The sequence below is a fragment of the Acidovorax sp. LjRoot66 genome (genome assembly GCF_964253305.1).
GTDB lineage: Bacteria > Pseudomonadota > Gammaproteobacteria > Burkholderiales > Burkholderiaceae_C > Acidovorax.
This window is the reverse complement of record NZ_CAXUQU020000001.1, coordinates 5336222-5352500: the sequence shown is the minus strand read 5'-3', so window position 1 is coordinate 5352500 and position 16279 is coordinate 5336222. Positions and strand designations below refer to the sequence as shown.

At 63.7% G+C, this 16279-nt stretch carries 13 protein-coding genes and 2 rRNA genes (1 of these 15 only partly in view); 13 read left to right on the top strand and 2 right to left on the bottom strand.

Annotated features, from left to right (window positions below):
- From ACSQ3Y_RS25180 to ACSQ3Y_RS25170, 3 genes are all read left to right on the top strand, one after another.
- A 23S ribosomal RNA gene (locus ACSQ3Y_RS25180) occupies nt 1-2588 on the top strand; it begins 291 nt to the left of the window's first position.
- A 150-nt stretch (nt 2589-2738) separates the two neighbouring features.
- A 5S ribosomal RNA gene (gene rrf / locus ACSQ3Y_RS25175) occupies nt 2739-2851 on the top strand.
- A 165-nt stretch (nt 2852-3016) separates the two neighbouring features.
- A complete protein-coding gene (locus ACSQ3Y_RS25170; RefSeq protein WP_436179240.1) occupies nt 3017-3769 on the top strand; it encodes a 16S rRNA pseudouridine(516) synthase in 753 nt (250 codons plus the stop codon).
- A 157-nt stretch (nt 3770-3926) separates the two neighbouring features.
- Here the strand turns inward: ACSQ3Y_RS25170 and ACSQ3Y_RS25165 are convergent, their stop codons facing one another.
- Nucleotides 3927-4739 (bottom strand): alpha/beta hydrolase, encoded by an 813-nt coding sequence (locus tag ACSQ3Y_RS25165; protein WP_436179239.1) that lies wholly within the window; start codon nt 4737-4739, stop codon nt 3927-3929.
- A 93-nt stretch (nt 4740-4832) separates the two neighbouring features.
- Here ACSQ3Y_RS25165 and ACSQ3Y_RS25160 point away from each other — a divergent pair, with 93 nt between their 5' ends.
- The 4 genes from ACSQ3Y_RS25160 (at nt 4833) to ACSQ3Y_RS25145 (ending at nt 8726) form a co-directional block, all read left to right on the top strand.
- Nucleotides 4833-5759 carry an AraC family transcriptional regulator gene (locus ACSQ3Y_RS25160; protein WP_436179238.1) on the top strand — a complete coding sequence of 309 codons (927 nt, stop codon included), beginning with the start codon at nt 4833-4835 and terminating at the stop codon, nt 5757-5759.
- Between the two features lie 95 nt (nt 5760-5854).
- Nucleotides 5855-6841 (top strand): YncE family protein, encoded by a 987-nt coding sequence (locus ACSQ3Y_RS25155; protein ID WP_436179237.1) that lies wholly within the window; start codon nt 5855-5857, stop codon nt 6839-6841.
- Nucleotides 6842-6860: 19 nt separating this feature from the next.
- The gene (locus ACSQ3Y_RS25150; RefSeq protein WP_436179236.1) at nt 6861-7676 is read left to right on the top strand and encodes a polysaccharide deacetylase family protein; all 816 of its coding nucleotides are present in this window, start codon (nt 6861-6863) and stop codon (nt 7674-7676) included.
- A gap of 51 nt (nt 7677-7727) precedes the next feature.
- Nucleotides 7728-8726: a sterol desaturase family protein gene (locus ACSQ3Y_RS25145; RefSeq protein ID WP_436179235.1), complete on the top strand. Its 999-nt coding sequence runs from the start codon at nt 7728-7730 to the stop codon at nt 8724-8726.
- On the opposite strand, the gene ACSQ3Y_RS25140 is transcribed toward ACSQ3Y_RS25145, so the two are convergent.
- On the bottom strand, nt 8723-9625 hold the full coding sequence (locus ACSQ3Y_RS25140; RefSeq protein WP_436179234.1) for a LysR substrate-binding domain-containing protein: 903 nt from the start codon (nt 9623-9625) through the stop codon (nt 8723-8725). The genes ACSQ3Y_RS25145 and ACSQ3Y_RS25140 overlap by 4 nt on opposite strands.
- A 261-nt stretch (nt 9626-9886) precedes the next feature.
- On the opposite strand from ACSQ3Y_RS25140, the gene ACSQ3Y_RS25135 reads away from it, so the two are divergent.
- The 6 genes from ACSQ3Y_RS25135 to glnL all read left to right on the top strand — a co-directional run bounded on the left by ACSQ3Y_RS25135 (nt 9887) and on the right by glnL (nt 16250).
- Nucleotides 9887-10891 (top strand): bile acid:sodium symporter family protein, encoded by a 1005-nt coding sequence (locus ACSQ3Y_RS25135; RefSeq protein ID WP_057269655.1) that lies wholly within the window; start codon nt 9887-9889, stop codon nt 10889-10891.
- A 70-nt stretch (nt 10892-10961) separates the two neighbouring features.
- Nucleotides 10962-11930: an EI24 domain-containing protein gene (locus ACSQ3Y_RS25130; RefSeq protein ID WP_200964009.1), complete on the top strand. Its 969-nt coding sequence runs from the start codon at nt 10962-10964 to the stop codon at nt 11928-11930.
- Nucleotides 11927-12754, top strand: coding sequence for a competence/damage-inducible protein A (locus ACSQ3Y_RS25125; RefSeq protein ID WP_436179233.1), 828 nt, complete (start codon nt 11927-11929; stop codon nt 12752-12754). Before ACSQ3Y_RS25130 ends, ACSQ3Y_RS25125 begins: the two co-directional genes overlap by 4 nt.
- 174 nt (nt 12755-12928) lie before the next feature.
- Nucleotides 12929-14344 carry a type I glutamate--ammonia ligase gene (glnA, locus tag ACSQ3Y_RS25120; protein WP_007854205.1) on the top strand — a complete coding sequence of 472 codons (1416 nt, stop codon included), beginning with the start codon at nt 12929-12931 and terminating at the stop codon, nt 14342-14344.
- Nucleotides 14345-14637: 293 nt separating this feature from the next.
- A complete protein-coding gene (locus ACSQ3Y_RS25115) occupies nt 14638-15150 on the top strand; it encodes a hypothetical protein (protein ID WP_057205517.1) in 513 nt (170 codons plus the stop codon).
- 77 nt (nt 15151-15227) lie between these two features.
- Nucleotides 15228-16250, top strand: coding sequence for a nitrogen regulation protein NR(II) (glnL, locus tag ACSQ3Y_RS25110; RefSeq protein ID WP_057205519.1), 1023 nt, complete (start codon nt 15228-15230; stop codon nt 16248-16250).
- The last annotated feature ends 29 nt before the right edge of the window (nt 16251-16279 follow it).

The window sequence follows — 16279 nt, the reverse complement described above, 5'->3', positions numbered from 1 at the left end:
AACGGAATGGAAAGTCCGGCCATAGCAGGTGATAGCCCTGTATGCGAAAACAGACGTGTGGTACTAAGGTAGAGACAAGTAGGGCGGGACACGAGAAATCCTGTCTGAATATGGGGGGACCATCCTCCAAGGCTAAATACTCGTAATCGACCGATAGTGAACCAGTACCGTGAGGGAAAGGCGAAAAGAACCCCGGGAGGGGAGTGAAATAGATCCTGAAACCGCATGCTTACAAAAAGTAGGAGCCCGCAAGGGTGACTGCGTACCTTTTGTATAATGGGTCAGCGACTTACATTCAGTGGCAAGGTTAACCGAATAGGGAAGCCGTAGAGAAATCGAGTCCGAATAGGGCGAATCAGTCGCTGGGTGTAGACCCGAAACCAAGTGATCTATCCATGGCCAGGATGAAGGTGCCGTAACAGGTACTGGAGGTCCGAACCGACTAGTGTTGCAAAACTAGCGGATGAGCTGTGGATAGGGGTGAAAGGCTAAACAAACTTGGAAATAGCTGGTTCTCTCCGAAAACTATTTAGGTAGTGCCTCAAGTATTACCGTCGGGGGTAGAGCACTGTTTAGGCTAGGGGGTCATGGCGACTTACCAAACCTATGCAAACTCCGAATACCGACGAGTACAGCTTGGGAGACAGAGCACCGGGTGCTAACGTCCGGACTCAAGAGGGAAACAACCCAGACCGCCAGCTAAGGTCCCTAAAATTGGCTAAGTGGGAAACGAAGTGGGAAGGCTAAAACAGTCAGGATGTTGGCTTAGAAGCAGCCATCATTTAAAGAAAGCGTAATAGCTCACTGATCGAGTCGTCCTGCGCGGAAGATGTAACGGGGCTAAGCCAGTTACCGAAGCTGCGGATGTGCAATTTATTGCACGTGGTAGGAGAGCGTTCTGTAGGCCTGTGAAGGTGTCTGGTAACGGATGCTGGAGGTATCAGAAGTGCGAATGCTGACATGAGTAGCGTTAAAGGGGGTGAAAAGCCCCCTCGCCGTAAGCGCAAGGTTTTCTACGCAACGTTCATCGGCGTAGAGTGAGTCGGCCCCTAAGGCGAGGCAGAGATGCGTAGCTGATGGGAAACAGGTCAATATTCCTGTACCGATGTGTAGTGCGATGTGGGGACGGAGAAGGTTAGCTCAGCCAACTGTTGGATATGTTGGTTCAAGCCTGTAGTCGTGCCTGGTAGGCAAATCCGCCGGGCTTAGATGAGGGGTGATAACGAGTCTGCTTGCAGACGAAGTGAGTGATACCCTGCTTCCAGGAAAAGCCACTAAGCTTCAGCTACACACGACCGTACCGCAAACCGACACTGGTGCGCGAGATGAGTATTCTAAGGCGCTTGAGAGAACTCAGGAGAAGGAACTCGGCAAATTGATACCGTAACTTCGGGAGAAGGTATGCCCCAAGTAGGTGAACTCGAACAGAGGGAGCCCAACGGGGTTGCAAAAAATCGGTGGCTGCGACTGTTTAATAAAAACACAGCACTCTGCAAACACGAAAGTGGACGTATAGGGTGTGACGCCTGCCCGGTGCTGGAAGATTAAATGATGGGGTGCAAGCTCTTGATTGAAGTCCCAGTAAACGGCGGCCGTAACTATAACGGTCCTAAGGTAGCGAAATTCCTTGTCGGGTAAGTTCCGACCTGCACGAATGGCGTAACGATGGCCACACTGTCTCCTCCTGAGACTCAGCGAAGTTGAAATGTTTGTGATGATGCAATCTCCCCGCGGAAAGACGGAAAGACCCCATGAACCTTTACTGTAGCTTTGTATTGGACTTTGAACAGATCTGTGTAGGATAGGTGGGAGGCTTTGAAGTGATGTCGCTAGATGTCATGGAGCCAACGTTGAAATACCACCCTGGTGTGTTTGAGGTTCTAACCTAGGTCCATTATCTGGATCGGGGACAGTGCATGGTAGGCAGTTTGACTGGGGCGGTCTCCTCCCAAAGCGTAACGGAGGAGTTCGAAGGTACGCTAGTTACGGTCGGACATCGTGACGATAGTGCAATGGCATAAGCGTGCTTAACTGCGAGACTGACAAGTCGAGCAGATGCGAAAGCAGGACATAGTGATCCGGTGGTTCTGTATGGAAGGGCCATCGCTCAACGGATAAAAGGTACTCTGGGGATAACAGGCTGATACCGCCCAAGAGTTCATATCGACGGCGGTGTTTGGCACCTCGATGTCGGCTCATCTCATCCTGGGGCTGTAGCCGGTCCCAAGGGTATGGCTGTTCGCCATTTAAAGAGGTACGTGAGCTGGGTTTAAAACGTCGTGAGACAGTTTGGTCCCTATCTTCCGTGGGCGCTGCAGATTTGAGGAAGCCTGCTCCTAGTACGAGAGGACCGGAGTGGACACACCTCTGGTGTATCGGTTGTCACGCCAGTGGCATTGCCGAGTAGCTAAGTGTGGAAGAGATAACCGCTGAAAGCATCTAAGCGGGAAACTCGTTTCAAGATGAGATCTGCCGGGGCCTTGAGCCCCCTGAAGAGTCGTTCAAGACCAGGACGTTGATAGGTCAGGTGTGGAAGCGCAGTAATGCGTTAAGCTAACTGATACTAATTGCTCGTGAGGCTTGACCCTATAACTTTGATAGCCGTGTACGCTCCTTCATGGACGTGTGCAAGCTTCGAAGATTGTTATGCCAAGTTGACGCAGTCAAAACACATAAAATCTGATTCCACTCTATGAATTCGTTGTCTTGCTCCAAGAGCAAGTCGACTCCAAGTTATGCCTGATGACCATAGCAAGTTGGTACCACTCCTTCCCATCCCGAACAGGACAGTGAAACGACTTTGCGCCGATGATAGTGCGGGTTCCCGTGTGAAAGTAGGTCATCGTCAGGCTCTTATAGCCCCAAATCCCCTCAGTCTCCAAAGGACTGGGGGGTTTTGCGTTTGGGCAAGGCAAACCTGGCGGCACTGCAGTGGTTGAATGGTGTCTGCGGCATTGCCGGCCGGCACCGTCTGTCTGCCTTGCTTTGTACCTGTCCCCCACACTATTTGATCGCCATGCAGCTGCAAGACATTCTGTACTCCCAGGGATTTGGAACCCGGCGCGTGTGCGCCGGATTGGTGCAGCAGGGCTGGGTGCAGGTGAGTACCTCCGGTGTGGCGGGGGAGTACGTGTCCTGCACCGAGGCCTCGGCCGATTTCGACGCCGACGGACTGCAGTTGCGCGTGCAGGGCGTGGACTGGCCGTACCACGAGAAGGCCTATGTGCTGCTGCACAAGCCGGCGGGCACGGAGTGCTCGCAAAAGCCCTCGACCTATCCCAGCATCTATTCGCTGTTGCCGTCTCCCTTGCGCCAGCGTCCGAGCAAGACGGCCATACAGGGCGTCCAGGCCGTGGGGCGGCTGGACCAGGACACGACGGGCATGCTGCTGCTCAGCGATGACGGCCAGTTCATCCACCGCATGAGCTCCCCCAAGAAGCATGTGCCCAAGGTCTACCAGGTCACCACCAAGCACCCTGTGGACGAGGCCCAGGCCAGCAAGCTGCTGGCTGGCGTGGTGCTCGACGACGACCCCAAGCCCGTGCGCGCTGCGGCCTGCGTGGTGGTGGATACGCACCGCCTGGACCTGACCTTGACCGAAGGCAAGTACCACCAGGTCAAGCGCATGCTGGCCGCCGTGGGCAACCGCGTGGAGGGCCTGCACCGCTCGCAGATCGGCAGCATGCCGCTGCCGGCCGATCTGGCACCCGGGCAATGGCGCTGGCTGAGCGCCGACGATCTCAAGGTGCTGACGACGGCGCCAGCCTGACCCCCGCAAAGGAGCCTCATACGGATTTGCCTTCAGCCGTCTAACTTCGTTGGTCCGCCTTGCCGTGCTACGGCACTGTCTGTGGCTTCCCGCCGAGTTATACGATTGAATGCGAATCCGTATCGGAGGGTCTGTTCTGTTGCGCTGGCCACGCCATTCAAGCTGCAGTGGCCTGATCCTTTGCTGAAGTGGCGCTGCCCGTCACCTGCTCGGCCCAGTCCAGCGCAGCCTCGGCCACCGCTTCCCAGCCCGGCTCACGCACCAGCCAGTGGCTGCGGCCTGCAAACTCCCGGTAGTCCACCCGCACGGGTGATTTTCCGTGGCGCTTGGCATTGGCCCGCACCATGGATGCAGGGGCAGTGCGATCCTCTTCTCCCGCAATCAGCAGCAGGGGTGGGCGCTTGCGATTGCCGAAATCGAGGCCATTGCCGATGCCGAATGCTGCCTGGAAGTAGATGCGCCCCGGCGCCTGCACGATGAAGCTGTCGTAGGCCTCGCGCTGCCCGGCCGGTGGCAGCGTGTTCGCAAAGGTGGCGCAAAAGCCCTTGAACCCCATGGTGTGGACCCGGTTCCATCCGGCCCAGGTCAGCAGCACCGGCAGCGCTGCCTTCAAGGCCGATGGCGGTGGAAACACGCCCCGTGGCGGCGCGGGATCGATGGCCACTGCCGCGCAGCCCAGTCCCCGGTCGGCCAGCAATTGCACGATCAGGCCGCCGAAGGAATGGCCCACGAGGATGGGTGCGCTGGGCAGGACCTGGATGGTGCGGGCGTAGTGGTCCACCAGGTCCTTGATGGTGCGCCTGGCCATGGCGGCGGGCACGCCGTGCCGGAGTGTGGACAGCGGCCCCTCCAGCCCTGGCCAGGCAGGTGCCAGTACGCGGTATCCGCGCGATTCGTACAGCGACCTGAACAGGTCCCAACTGGCTGGCGTAAGCCAGGCGCCATGCACCAGCACGATTGTCTTTTCCATGAATTCCCTCCTGTGATGAGGCTCAAGCTTAGGATTCGTGGGCCGCAGCGGCAGGCTTCAGAATAGGGACCACGTTGCTTTGCGTCCCGCCCCATGAACCCTCCATCGCCCAAGCCCTTGCCGCAGGACGCCTTGTCGCAGGTGCTGGACATCCTGCGCCTCAAGGGCAGCTCGGTGAGCACGCTCGTGTTGCCCCATCCGCACCGGACCGACCATGCGCCCGGGCTGCCCTGCCTCTACGCCGTGCGCGAAGGCGCCATGGTGTTCGAACATGGGGACGGCGTTTCGGTCACGGCCGGGCAAGGCGAGGTTGTGCTGCTGGCACGGGGCACTGCGCACACCGTGGCCTGTGGTCACGGGCACGCGCGTGCGACGGCATTGCAGGGCTACTTCGATTTCGATGGGGGGTTTGCGGCGCGCTTTCTGGGGCCGTTGCCCGCACTCATCCGCCTGCCGAGTCCGCCGTCGGGTGCCTATGACTGGGTGGAAATCGGCTGTGCCCTCATCGCCGAAGAGTCCGAGCAGGAACTTGCAGGCGCCGCCGCCATGGTCTCGCGCATACTGGACCTGCTCTTTGTGCGCACGCTGCGCACCTGGGCCGCGCAGAACCATGCGCAAACCGGCTGGCTGGCGGGGGCCATGGACCCGCGCATCGGCCGTGCGATAGCCGCCATGCACGCGCAGCCGCAGCGCAACTGGTCGCTGGAGGAGCTGGCCGCGCTGGGCCCCATGTCCCGCACGGCGTTTGCTGAACGCTTCGCGCCCGTGGTCGGAGAGACGCCCATGGCCTACCTCAACGGCTGGCGGCTCGACTGCGCCGCGCGGCTGCTGCTCGGTGCCAGCACCGTGGGCAGCGCAGCATTGGGCGTGGGTTACACCTCGGTGTCCGCATTCAGCCGAGCATTCAAGGCGCGGCATGGTTGCTCGCCGGTGGAGTACGGCAGGGATGCCGTGCTCGAAAATGCGCGCCCGGGGCGGCTTGCGGCCCAGAAATCCGCCCCAAACGCGGAACTTCCTTGATCCAACCCGCCTCCATGGGCAGATGTTACGCCTTGCGGCAGGGAGGCGCCGACTCACGGCGCTACACTTGCAGGCTGTCCTGAAAGTGTTTGTTTGTGAAGATTTTTTCCCCCGTGCGCGCATGCGCCGCCCTGGCCGGCCTGGTGTTGCTGTGGGGCAGTGCTGCATTGGCAGCGGTGCCGCCGATTTTTGTGCTGAACTCGCTGGAGGCCAACGTCAGTGTGATCGATCCACTGACCTGGACGGAGACCTCGCGCATCCCCACCGGCAAGGAGCCGCACCACCTGTACCTCACGCCCGACGAGCGCTCGCTCATCGTGGCCAATGCGCTGGGTGACACGCTGACCTTCCTGGACCCGCGCACGGCGCAGGTCCAGCGCACGGTGCGCGGCATCGTGGACCCCTACCACCTGCGCTTCACGCCCGACATGAAATGGCTGATCACGGCGGCCAACCGGCTCAACCATGTGGATTTCTACCGCTGGGATGGCAAGGAGCCTACGCTGGTCGCACGCGTGAACACCGCCCGCACCCCGAGCCACATGTGGATCGACAGCCGCAGCACCACGGTCTACGTGTCCATGCAGGACAGCGACGAGCTGGTGGCCATCGACATCGCCAAGCAGGTGGTCAAGTGGCGCATCAAGACCGGCCCCATGCCGGCCGACGTGTATGGCAGCCCGGATGACAAGCATGTCTTCCTCGGCCTCACCGGGGGCGACAGCGTCGAAGTTTTCGACGTCTCGGGCCGCGAGCCGCGCAGCATCAGGAAGATCAAGACCGGCAATGGCGCGCACGCCTTTCGGGCGGCGGGCGACGGCAAGCACCTCTACGTGAGCAACCGGGTGGCTAACTCCATCAGCAAGATCGACATGGCCTCCATGGCCGTGGTGGACAGCTACTCCGTGCCCGGCGGGCCCGATTGCATGGAAGTCTCGGCCGATGGCCGCTTCATCTACGTGAGCTCGCGCTGGGCGCGCAAGCTGTCGGTGGTGGACACCGAGGCGAAGAAGGTGGTGCGCCAGGTGCCGGTGGGCAAGTCCCCGCATGGCGTCTGGACGCTGCAGCACGCCCCCCGGTAGCAGCGGCATGACTGCTGGCATGGCTGTGGCTTGCACTGCGAGGGCGGTCTTGCCCTGGGTATGGCTGCTGGCGGTGCCTGCAGGCCTGGCGCAAGGCAGCGCGCCAGCCCCCGCCGGCGACTGCACCAAACCCGTCTACCTGACCCTGGACACCGGCCACATGGAGGTGGCCCCGCTCATCGCCGATGTGCTCGAGCGCCAGCAGGTGCGGGTGACCTTCTTTGCGGCGCAGGAGCGCACCAAGGAGGGCGACGGCAGCCTGGGCGGGCACTGGGCACCCTGGTGGCGGGCCCGCGCGGCCGAAGGCCACGCCTTTGCCTCCCACACCTGGGACCACACCTACTGGCGCGCTGACCTGGGCACGGCCGCCAAGCCATCCTTCAAGGTGCGCCCTTCGGCCGGCCCGCGCGCAGGGCAGGATTTCACGATGACGGCGGCCGAATACTGCGCCGAGATCACCAAGGCCGCCGACCGGCTGCAGGCCATCACCGGGCAAAAGCCCTTGCCGCTGTTCCGCGCGCCGGGCGGCAAGACGTCGCCCCAATTGATCGCCAGCGCCCAGGCCTGCGGCTACACCCACGTGGGCTGGTCGCCTGCGGGCTTTCTGGGTGACGAGCTGTCCACCGCGCAGGCCAGCAACGAGGCGCTGCTGCGCAAGGCGCTGCGCGACATCCGCGCGGGCGACATCCTGCTGGCGCACCTCGGCATCTGGTCGCGCACGGACCCCTGGGCGCCCGCCGTGCTGGAGCCGCTGATCGTGGGGCTGAAGGAGCGGGGGTTTTGCTTCAGGACACTGCGCGAGCACCCGGACTACGCTACAAAGACCGTGCGGTGATGCCGGGCGGCAGCGGCATATGAGGCGACAGCAACAGGAGCGGGGAACGTTATGGAGTGGTTGAGCTCGGTATTCGACGGTGCGCAGCAATGGCTGTTCGAGACCGTGGTGCAGCCATTGATGTTCGCGGGCGGCCTGGGCAACCTGCTGGAGGATGGCTACGACGCCACTGGCTGGCTGCTGGTGGGCCTGCTGCAGCTGGCCGTCATCATCGCCGTCATCGGGCCGCTGCAGCGCTGGCGCCCGGTGGAGCCGGTGACCAACCGCGCCACCATCCGCACCGACATCCTCTACACCCTGCTGCACCGGCTGGGCCTGTTCCGCGTGGGCCTGTTCTTTGCCATCGACCCGCTGATGGACGCGCTGTTCGGCGAGTTGCGCATGTCGGGCATCAGCACCTTCCACCTCGATGGCATCTGGCCCGGCGTGACCGACGTGGCCTGGGTCAGCCTGCTCATGTACCTGGTGGTATTCGACTTCGTGGACTACTGGATCCACCGCGGCCAGCACCATTTCGAATGGTGGTGGCGGCTGCATTCGCTGCACCACTCGCAGCAACAGATGACGATGTGGAGCGACAACCGCAACCACCTGCTGGATGACATGCTGCGCGACACCATCCTGGTGGTGGTGGCCCAGCTCATCGGCGTGGCGCCGGGGCAGTTCGTGGCCATCGTGGCCATCACGCAACTGAGCGAAAGCTTCCAGCACGCCAACGTGCGCCTGTGGTTCGGCCGCCTGGGGGAGCGCCTGTGGGTGAGCCCCCGCTTTCACCGGCTGCACCACAGCATCGGCATCGGGCACGAAACCATCAAACCGGCGGCTGCGTGCGAGAAGGCGCCGCGCGTGGTGCTGGGCGGCCACAACTTCGGCGTGCTCCTGCCCTGGTGGGACATGCTGATGCGCACCGCCAACTTCGAGCAGCGCTACGACCCCACGGGCGTGCGCGACCAGGTGGAGCCCGGGCCCGACGGGCGTACGCGCGACTACGGCCGCGGCTTCTGGTCGCAGCAATGGCGCGGGGTGCTGCGCTTGTTCGGAAAGGCTTAGGCCCGCTTCGCTGCCACGTCGCGCACCAGCCCCCAGGCTACCTCGGCCACGGGCGCCAGCGCGCGGTTGGCCCGCCGCACCAGCACGATGGCGCGCTCCACGCGGGGTGTGAGCGGTCGCACCTCCAGACCTTGCAGCCCGGAGGGCGGCAGGGCCAGCGTGGGCACCACCGAGATGCCCAGGCCTGCATCCAGCATGCGAAAGATGGTGGTCACGTGGCCGACCTCCTGCGCCACCGGCGCCTGCACGCCATGCTGGCGCAGCGCATCGTCGATCAGCCGGCGGCTGCCCGAGGCATGGTCGAGCAGCACCAATGGTTCGCCATCCAGGGCGGCCCAGCGCACGCTGCGCTGGCGCGCCAGCCGGTGCGTGGGCGGGCAGACCAGGCAAAAGGGTTCCGAGAGGATGGCTTCGGCGTGCAACTCATCGCTGCGCCCCGGCTCGGGTTCGATCACCACGCCGAAATCCACCTCGCCCGAGAGCACGCTGGCCAGTGCATCGTGCTGCATGCGGTCCAGCAGCAGCAGTTGCAGCCCCGGGTGCTCCTGCCGGCAGCGCGCAATGCATTCGGGCAGCAGGTTGGCCGACAGGGTGGGGCTGCTGGCCACGCGCACCCGACCCTGGCGTTGCGTGGCCAGGCCACGCACATCGAGCAGCACGCTGTCCAGGTCTTCCAGCACCCGCGCCAGGCGCACTGCCAGGCTGCGGCCCGCCTCCGTCAGCACCACCTCGCGCGTGGTGCGGTCCAGCAGCTTGATGCCCAGGTGCTGCTCCAGCTCGGTAACGCAGCGGCTCACGGCGGGCTGGGTCAGGCCGATCTGGTCGCCCGCGCGCGTGAAGCTGCTGTGCAGGGCCACGGATTGGAAGACGCGCAGTTGGCGCAAACTAGGGTGCGCCATGGCCTATTTCCCCTTCGCGCGGGCCATGGCGTGGGGATGGATGCGCGAAGCGCGGCGCAACCCATGGCGGGCCATGGGCAAGCCGTGCGACAAAGCAGACGCCGCACGCCGTGGGCCGCGCGTGGGGAAATAGGCCATGGCACACCCTTGATTCATGAGGATTCATTATAAATTCATCAAATCAATCCATTTCTCTTGGGGTGGCAAAGCAGGTCCAATCAGTGCATACCGTTCTCAAGAGGCGTCTACGCCCCCGTACCCATGGCCCGCTCCCGCCTGCTTCCCGACAATTTCACGCTTTACCTCGTCGCCACGGTCATCGCCGCCAGCCTGCTGCCAGCCTCTGGCAGCTTTGCCCGGGGGCTGGAGGTTGCCACCACGGCGGCCGTGAGCCTGCTGTTCTTCCTGCACGGGGCCAAGCTCTCGCGTGAGGCCATCCTGGCCGGCATCGGCCACTGGCGCCTGCACCTGGTGGTGGTGGCCAGCACCTTCGTGCTGTTCCCGCTGCTGGGCTGGGCGCTGCGCCCGGTGCTTGAGCCGCTGGTCACGCGCGACCTGTACACCGGCATCCTCTACCTGTGCGCGCTGCCGGCCACAGTGCAGTCGGCAATTGCCTTCGTCTCCATGGCGCGCGGCAACATCCCTGCGGCCGTGTGCAGCGCCTCGGCATCCACGCTGCTGGGCGTGGCATTCACGCCGCTGCTGGTGGGCTTGCTGATGTCGCAGAACGCGGCCATGGGCGATCCGCTGGCCGCCATGGGCCGCATCGGCCTGCAACTGCTGCTGCCTTTTGCCATCGGCCACCTGCTGCGCCCCTGGATCAGCGGCTTTTTGCAGCAGCGAGCGTCCGTCATGAAGGTGGTGGACCAGGGCTCCATCCTGCTGGTGGTGTACGCCGCCTTCAGCCACGCCGTCATTGACGGCCTGTGGTCCCAGGTGCCCCCCATGGCTTTGGCCGGCCTGCTGGCCGTGTGCGCGGTGCTGCTGGCGCTGGTGCTCACCCTCACCACCTGGAGCGCGCGGCGCATGGGCTTCTCCAAGGAAGACGAGATCACCATCGTCTTCTGCGGCTCCAAGAAGAGCCTGGTCAGCGGCGTGCCCATGGCCAACGTGCTGTTTGCCACCAACGTGGCTGGCGCCATCGTGCTGCCGCTGATGCTGTTCCACCAGATGCAGCTCATGGTCTGCGGCGTGCTCGCGCAGCGCTATGCGCGGCGCGGGCTGGATGCCGGCAAACCAGTGGGCGCACAGCCCGAACAGGCCTGATAGGCACAGCGGGAACCCGCGCAACCGCCGGGCGGTGCAGGGTTTCATCAAGAGCGGCGAGGCTCGCGGTATGCTCAGGCGCATGGGACTACTGCTGGACTCTTTCTGGCGCGCCGCGGCGTACTGCATGCGCCCCCGCGTCATCCTCCTCTCGCTGCTGCCATTGCTGCTGATGGCGGCGCTTGCGTTCGGGCTGGGCTACTTCTACTGGGATGTGGCGGTGCAGAGCATGCACTCACTTCTTGATGCCTCCCCCATGCTCAAGAATTTCTGGGGCTGGCTCGAGGGCTGGGGCCTGGGCAGCGTGGTGTCTGCGCTCGCCCCCATGATGGTCATCCTGGCGGCCACGCCGGTCCTGGTCGTGGTGTCGCTGCTGCTGGTGGCGGTGCTCATGACCCCGGCGCTCGTGACCCTGGTCGCCGAACGGCGCTTTCCCGACCTCGCGCGCAAGAAGGGCGGCTCCTTCTTCGCCAGCGTGGCCTGGTCCGTGGGCTCCACGGTGATGGCGCTGGTGGCGCTGGTGGTGTCCGTGCCGCTGTGGCTTGTGCCCCCGCTGGTGCTGGTGCTGCCGCCGCTGATCTGGGGTTGGCTCACCTACCGTGTGATGGCCTTCGACGCGCTGGCCGAGCATGCCAGCAAGGAGGAGCGCAAGCGGCTTTTCCAGCGCCACCGCGCCAGCCTGCTGGGCATCGGCATCATCACCGGCTACTTGGGCGCTGCACCCAGCATCGTCTGGGCATCGGGCGTGCTGTTCGTGGCCGCTTTTGCCATCCTGGTGCCGCTGGCGATCTGGATCTACATGCTGGTGTTCGCGTTCTCGTCGCTGTGGTTCACGCATTTCTGCCTGGCGGCGCTGCAGGAGCTGCGCGAGGACGATGTCCGCGCCACCATGCCCGTGCCCTCGCGCCTGCCGCTGGACACGCTGGCGCCCGCGCCCGCCATCGAAGACATCACGCCGCCCACCATCAGCGCGCCAGAGCCCGCAGCGGCCAGTCTGCCGGCCCCCGGCACCTTTCCTACCGATCCCCGCACCCCATGACCCCTACCTTCGGCCTCATCATCGTCGGCGACGAAATCCTCTCGGGCAAGCGTGCCGACAAGCACATGCCCAAGGCCATCGAACTGCTGGCCGCGCGCGGCCTGGCCCTGTCCTATGCCGACTACGTAGGGGACGACCCCGCGCGCATCACCGCCACGCTGCAGCGCGCCTTTGCTTCGGGCGACGTGGTCTTCTCGTGCGGCGGCATCGGCGCCACGCCGGACGACCACACCCGCCAATGCGCAGCGCGGGCTCTGGGTACCGATCTGGCCCTGCACCCCGAGGCCGAGCGCCTGATCCGAGAGCGCATGCAGGACGTGGCGCGCGAGCAGGGCCTGCCCTACGAGCCCGACCGCCACGACAACCTGCACCGGTTGAACATGGGCATGTTCCCCGCAGGGGCACGCACCATTCCCAATCCGTACAACAAGATTCCCGGCTTCACCTGCGACAGCCCGGGCAGTGAGGGCGGCGCCGTGCACTTCGTGCCGGGCTTTCCGGTGATGGCCTGGCCCATGATCGAGTGGGTGCTGGACACCCTGTACGCCGAGCACTTCAACCGCACGCCCCAGACCGAACACTCGGTGGTGGTGTTCGGCGCCATGGAGGCAGCGCTCACGCCGCTCATGGAGCAGATAGAAAAATCGCACGCCGGGGTGCGGGTGTTCAGTTTGCCCAGCGTGGATCATCCACAATACGGGCGGCACATTGAACTGGGCGTCAAAGGCCCGGCGCAGGCGCTCCCCGCAGCATGGACGGACCTCAAAAATGGCCTGCACGAATTTGGTGCGGATCTTGGCCCTGAAATGGTGCGCAACCTGTGATGCGCAATGCGGGCTATTGTGTTGCACCAAAATTGTGCGCTCAACCGTCCTCGCCAGACCCCAGGCCGGGCCGCTGCTCCGCGATAGTGCGGTGATTGCACCCCGCTGGCACGCAAACTGCTTTTATTTCGGCAAATTCTTTTTTCAACAAGCGCTTTTACCCAGGAGAACCTGATGGCCAAGACCGTTGCAGACGTGATGAAGATCGTGAAGGAAAACGAGGTCAAGTTCGTTGACTTCCGTTTTACCGATACCCGGGGCAAGGAACAGCACGTGACCGTGCCGGTTTCCCACTTCGATGAAGACAAGTTCACGTCGGGCCACGCATTTGACGGTTCGTCGGTGGCTGGCTGGAAGGGCATCGAAGCCTCGGACATGCAACTCATGCCCGACCCCAATACCGCCAACATCGACCCGTTCTTCGAAGAAACCACGCTGTTCCTGCAGTGCGACGTGATCGAACCCGGTGACGGCAAGGCCTACGACCGCGATCCACGCTCCATCGCCAAGCGCGCCGAAGCCTACCTCAAGGCCTCCGGCCTGGGCGACACGGCCTTCTTTGGCCCCGAGCCAGAATTCTTCATCTTCGACGGCGTGCGCTGGTCCAACGAACCCGGCAAGGTCATGTTCGAGATCGAAGAGTACGAAGCCCCCTGGAACTCGGGCGCCAAGCTCGAAGGCGGCAACCGTGGCCACCGTCCCACCGTCAAGGGCGGCTACTTCCCCGTGCCTCCCGTCGACAGCACGCAGGACATGCGCGCCGAGATGTCCCTGATCCTCGAATCCCTGGGCATCCCGGTCGAAGTGTTCCACCACGAAGTGGCAGGCGCTGGCCAGAACGAAATCGGCACGCGTTTCAGCACGCTGGTCGAGCGCGCCGACTGGACGCAGGTCCTGAAGTACGTGGTCTGGAACGTGGCCAACGCCTACGGCAAGACCGCCACCTTCATGCCCAAGCCCTACGCTGGCGACAACGGCTCCGGCATGCACGTGCACCAGTCCATCTGGAAGGACGGCAAGAACCTGTTCGCAGGCGACGGCTACGCCGGCCTGTCGGACTTCGCGCTGTACTACATCGGCGGCATCATCAAGCACGCACGTGCCCTGAACGCCATCACCAACCCCGGCACAAACTCGTACAAGCGCCTGGTGCCCGGCTTCGAAGCCCCCGTGAAGCTGGCCTACTCGGCCCGCAACCGCTCGGCCTCGATCCGCATTCCTTACGTTGCCAACCCCAAGGGCCGCCGCATCGAAGCGCGCTTCCCCGATCCATCGGCCAACCCTTACCTGGCCTTCTCGGCCCTGATGATGGCCGGCCTGGACGGCGTGGAAAACAAGATCCATCCCGGCGAAGCTGCCACGAAGGATCTGTACCATCTGCCACCCGAGGAAGACAAGCTGGTGCCTACCGTCTGCCACAGCCTGGACCAGGCCCTGGAATACCTCGACAAGGACCGCAGCTTCCTGACCAAGGGTGGCGTGTTCACCGACTCCATGCTCGATGCCTACATCGACCTGAAGATGACCGAAGTCACGCGCTTCCGCATGGCTCCCCACCCTGTCGAGTACGACATGTACTACTCGCTGTAATCTGCCCCTCCCGGCGGTTACCCGAAAAGGCGGCGCAAGCCGCCTTTTTCCATGGTGCAGCCGATTCGGTGTGCACGGAACCAACACCGGCCAGGAAGCCTCTGAACCGGTGTATTGCCGTAGCGCCATCCGCCAGCGTTCGCCTTTGCCACCAGGGCCGCCCCGGCTTTGGACGGCCCTTGCCGCACCGTTAACCCCTCACGGCCGCAGCACTTGCCGGATTGGCGATGCGGGTTGATTCGGGGATACTCTCTGGCTGTACTGTGCATTTGCTGCTCGCGCGAGGAATTTCCATGAAGAAGACTGTTACCACCCTGTTGTTGCTTGCTGCCCTGGCCCCCGTTGCCGGCTGGGCCCAGGACCGCATCTACCGCTGTGGCAATGAGTACACGAACAACGCGACCCAGGCCAAGGAGCGTGGCTGCAAGCTGGTCGAAGGCGGCAATGTGACTGTGGTGCAGGGCTCGCGTCCAGCAGCAGCTGCAGGTGGCACTGCCGCGCCTGCCGCTGGCAGCGCCCCGTCTGCATCGCCGCCGAACGCCCCGCGCGTGAGCAGCAACGACCAGAAGGCCCGCGACTCCGATGCGCGTGCCATCCTCGAATCCGAACTGCGCAAGGCCGAGGCGCGCCATGCCGAGCTGGTCAAGGAATACAACGGCGGCGCGCCCGAGCGCAACGCCCTGGATCTGCGCAACCCGCAGCGCTACATTGAGCGCACGGCCGAACTCAAGGCCAGCGTGTCCCGCAGCGAGAGCGACATCGCCGGCATCAAGCGTGAGTTGGGCCGCGTGGCCCCCGCCAATTGAGGCCGGACCCACGCGTGAGTACTCCACCGGACCATTCCCTCTCGCCAGATACCGGGCGCTTTCATTCGCTGGACCTGATGTCCACGCTGGTGGCGGTACTGCGCGCCGACGGCGCCGTGCAGTTCGCCAATGCGGCGCTGGAAAACACCCTTGGCCTGTCGCGCCGCACCCTCGAAGGGGGTGATTTCTCCACCTTCTTCACCGACCCGGCCCTGTTGCAAACCGCGCTGGCCGGTGCCCGCGTGCAGGATTTTGCGGCGCTGCGCTACGAAGCCAGCCTGAAACGCCTGCACCAGGACCCCGTGCCCGTGCATGTCAACGTGGCGGCGGCGGAGCAGGCCGGTGAGATCTTGGTGGAACTGTGGCCGCTGGAGCAGCAGGCCCGCCAGGACCGTGAGGAGCGCCTGCTCGACCAGGCCCAGGCCAACAAGGAGCTGATCCGCAACCTGGCCCACGAGATCAAGAACCCCCTGGGCGGCATCCGTGGCGCGGCCCAGTTGCTGGAGATGGAGCTCGAAAGCCGCGAGCTCACCGAGTACACCCAGGTCATCATCCACGAGGCGGACCGCCTGCAAAGCCTGGTGGACCGCCTGCTGGCCCCGCACCGCCACCCGCACCTGGTGGGCGACGTCAATATCCACGAGGTGTGCGAGCGCGTGCGCTCGCTGGTGCTGGTGGAGTACCCGCAAGGCCTGCGTGTGCAGCGCGACTACGACACCTCCATCCCAGAGTTCCGCGGCGACCGGGCGCAGCTCATCCAGGCACTGCTCAACGTGGTTCAGAACGCGGCGCAGGCACTGGCCGAGCGCATTGCTGCGGGCGATGCGGTGATCACCTTGCGCACCCGCGTGGCCCGACAAGTAACGTTTGGTCGCCAGCGATATCGGCTGGCACTGGAATTGCATGTCATCGACAACGGACCGGGCGTACCCGATGCCATCAAAGAGCGTATTTTTTACCCTCTGGTGTCGGGTCGGGACGGCGGATCGGGGCTGGGACTCACGTTGGCGCAAACCTTCGTACAACGGCACCACGGATTGATTGAATGCGACAGCGTACCGGGTCGCACCGACTTCCGATTCCTGATCCCCTTGCCCTGAGGTCCCTGACACGCAACCACAGGGAAGGT

Coding starts and splice junctions, on each gene's coding strand:
- ACSQ3Y_RS25145 (WP_436179235.1), top strand. CDS start 7,728: ATGGAGTGGTTGAGCTCGGTATTCGACGGTGCGCAGCAATGGCTGTTC.
- glnA (WP_007854205.1), top strand. CDS start 12,929: ATGGCCAAGACCGTTGCAGACGTGATGAAGATCGTGAAGGAAAACGAG.
- ACSQ3Y_RS25150 (WP_436179236.1), top strand. CDS start 6,861: ATGGCTGTGGCTTGCACTGCGAGGGCGGTCTTGCCCTGGGTATGGCTG.
- ACSQ3Y_RS25125 (WP_436179233.1), top strand. CDS start 11,927: ATGACCCCTACCTTCGGCCTCATCATCGTCGGCGACGAAATCCTCTCG.
- ACSQ3Y_RS25165 (WP_436179239.1), bottom strand. CDS start 4,739: ATGGAAAAGACAATCGTGCTGGTGCATGGCGCCTGGCTTACGCCAGCC.
- ACSQ3Y_RS25130 (WP_200964009.1), top strand. CDS start 10,962: ATGCTCAGGCGCATGGGACTACTGCTGGACTCTTTCTGGCGCGCCGCG.
- ACSQ3Y_RS25140 (WP_436179234.1), bottom strand. CDS start 9,625: ATGGCGCACCCTAGTTTGCGCCAACTGCGCGTCTTCCAATCCGTGGCC.
- ACSQ3Y_RS25115 (WP_057205517.1), top strand. CDS start 14,638: ATGAAGAAGACTGTTACCACCCTGTTGTTGCTTGCTGCCCTGGCCCCC.
- ACSQ3Y_RS25160 (WP_436179238.1), top strand. CDS start 4,833: ATGAACCCTCCATCGCCCAAGCCCTTGCCGCAGGACGCCTTGTCGCAG.
- ACSQ3Y_RS25135 (WP_057269655.1), top strand. CDS start 9,887: ATGGCCCGCTCCCGCCTGCTTCCCGACAATTTCACGCTTTACCTCGTC.
- glnL (WP_057205519.1), top strand. CDS start 15,228: ATGTCCACGCTGGTGGCGGTACTGCGCGCCGACGGCGCCGTGCAGTTC.
- ACSQ3Y_RS25170 (WP_436179240.1), top strand. CDS start 3,017: ATGCAGCTGCAAGACATTCTGTACTCCCAGGGATTTGGAACCCGGCGC.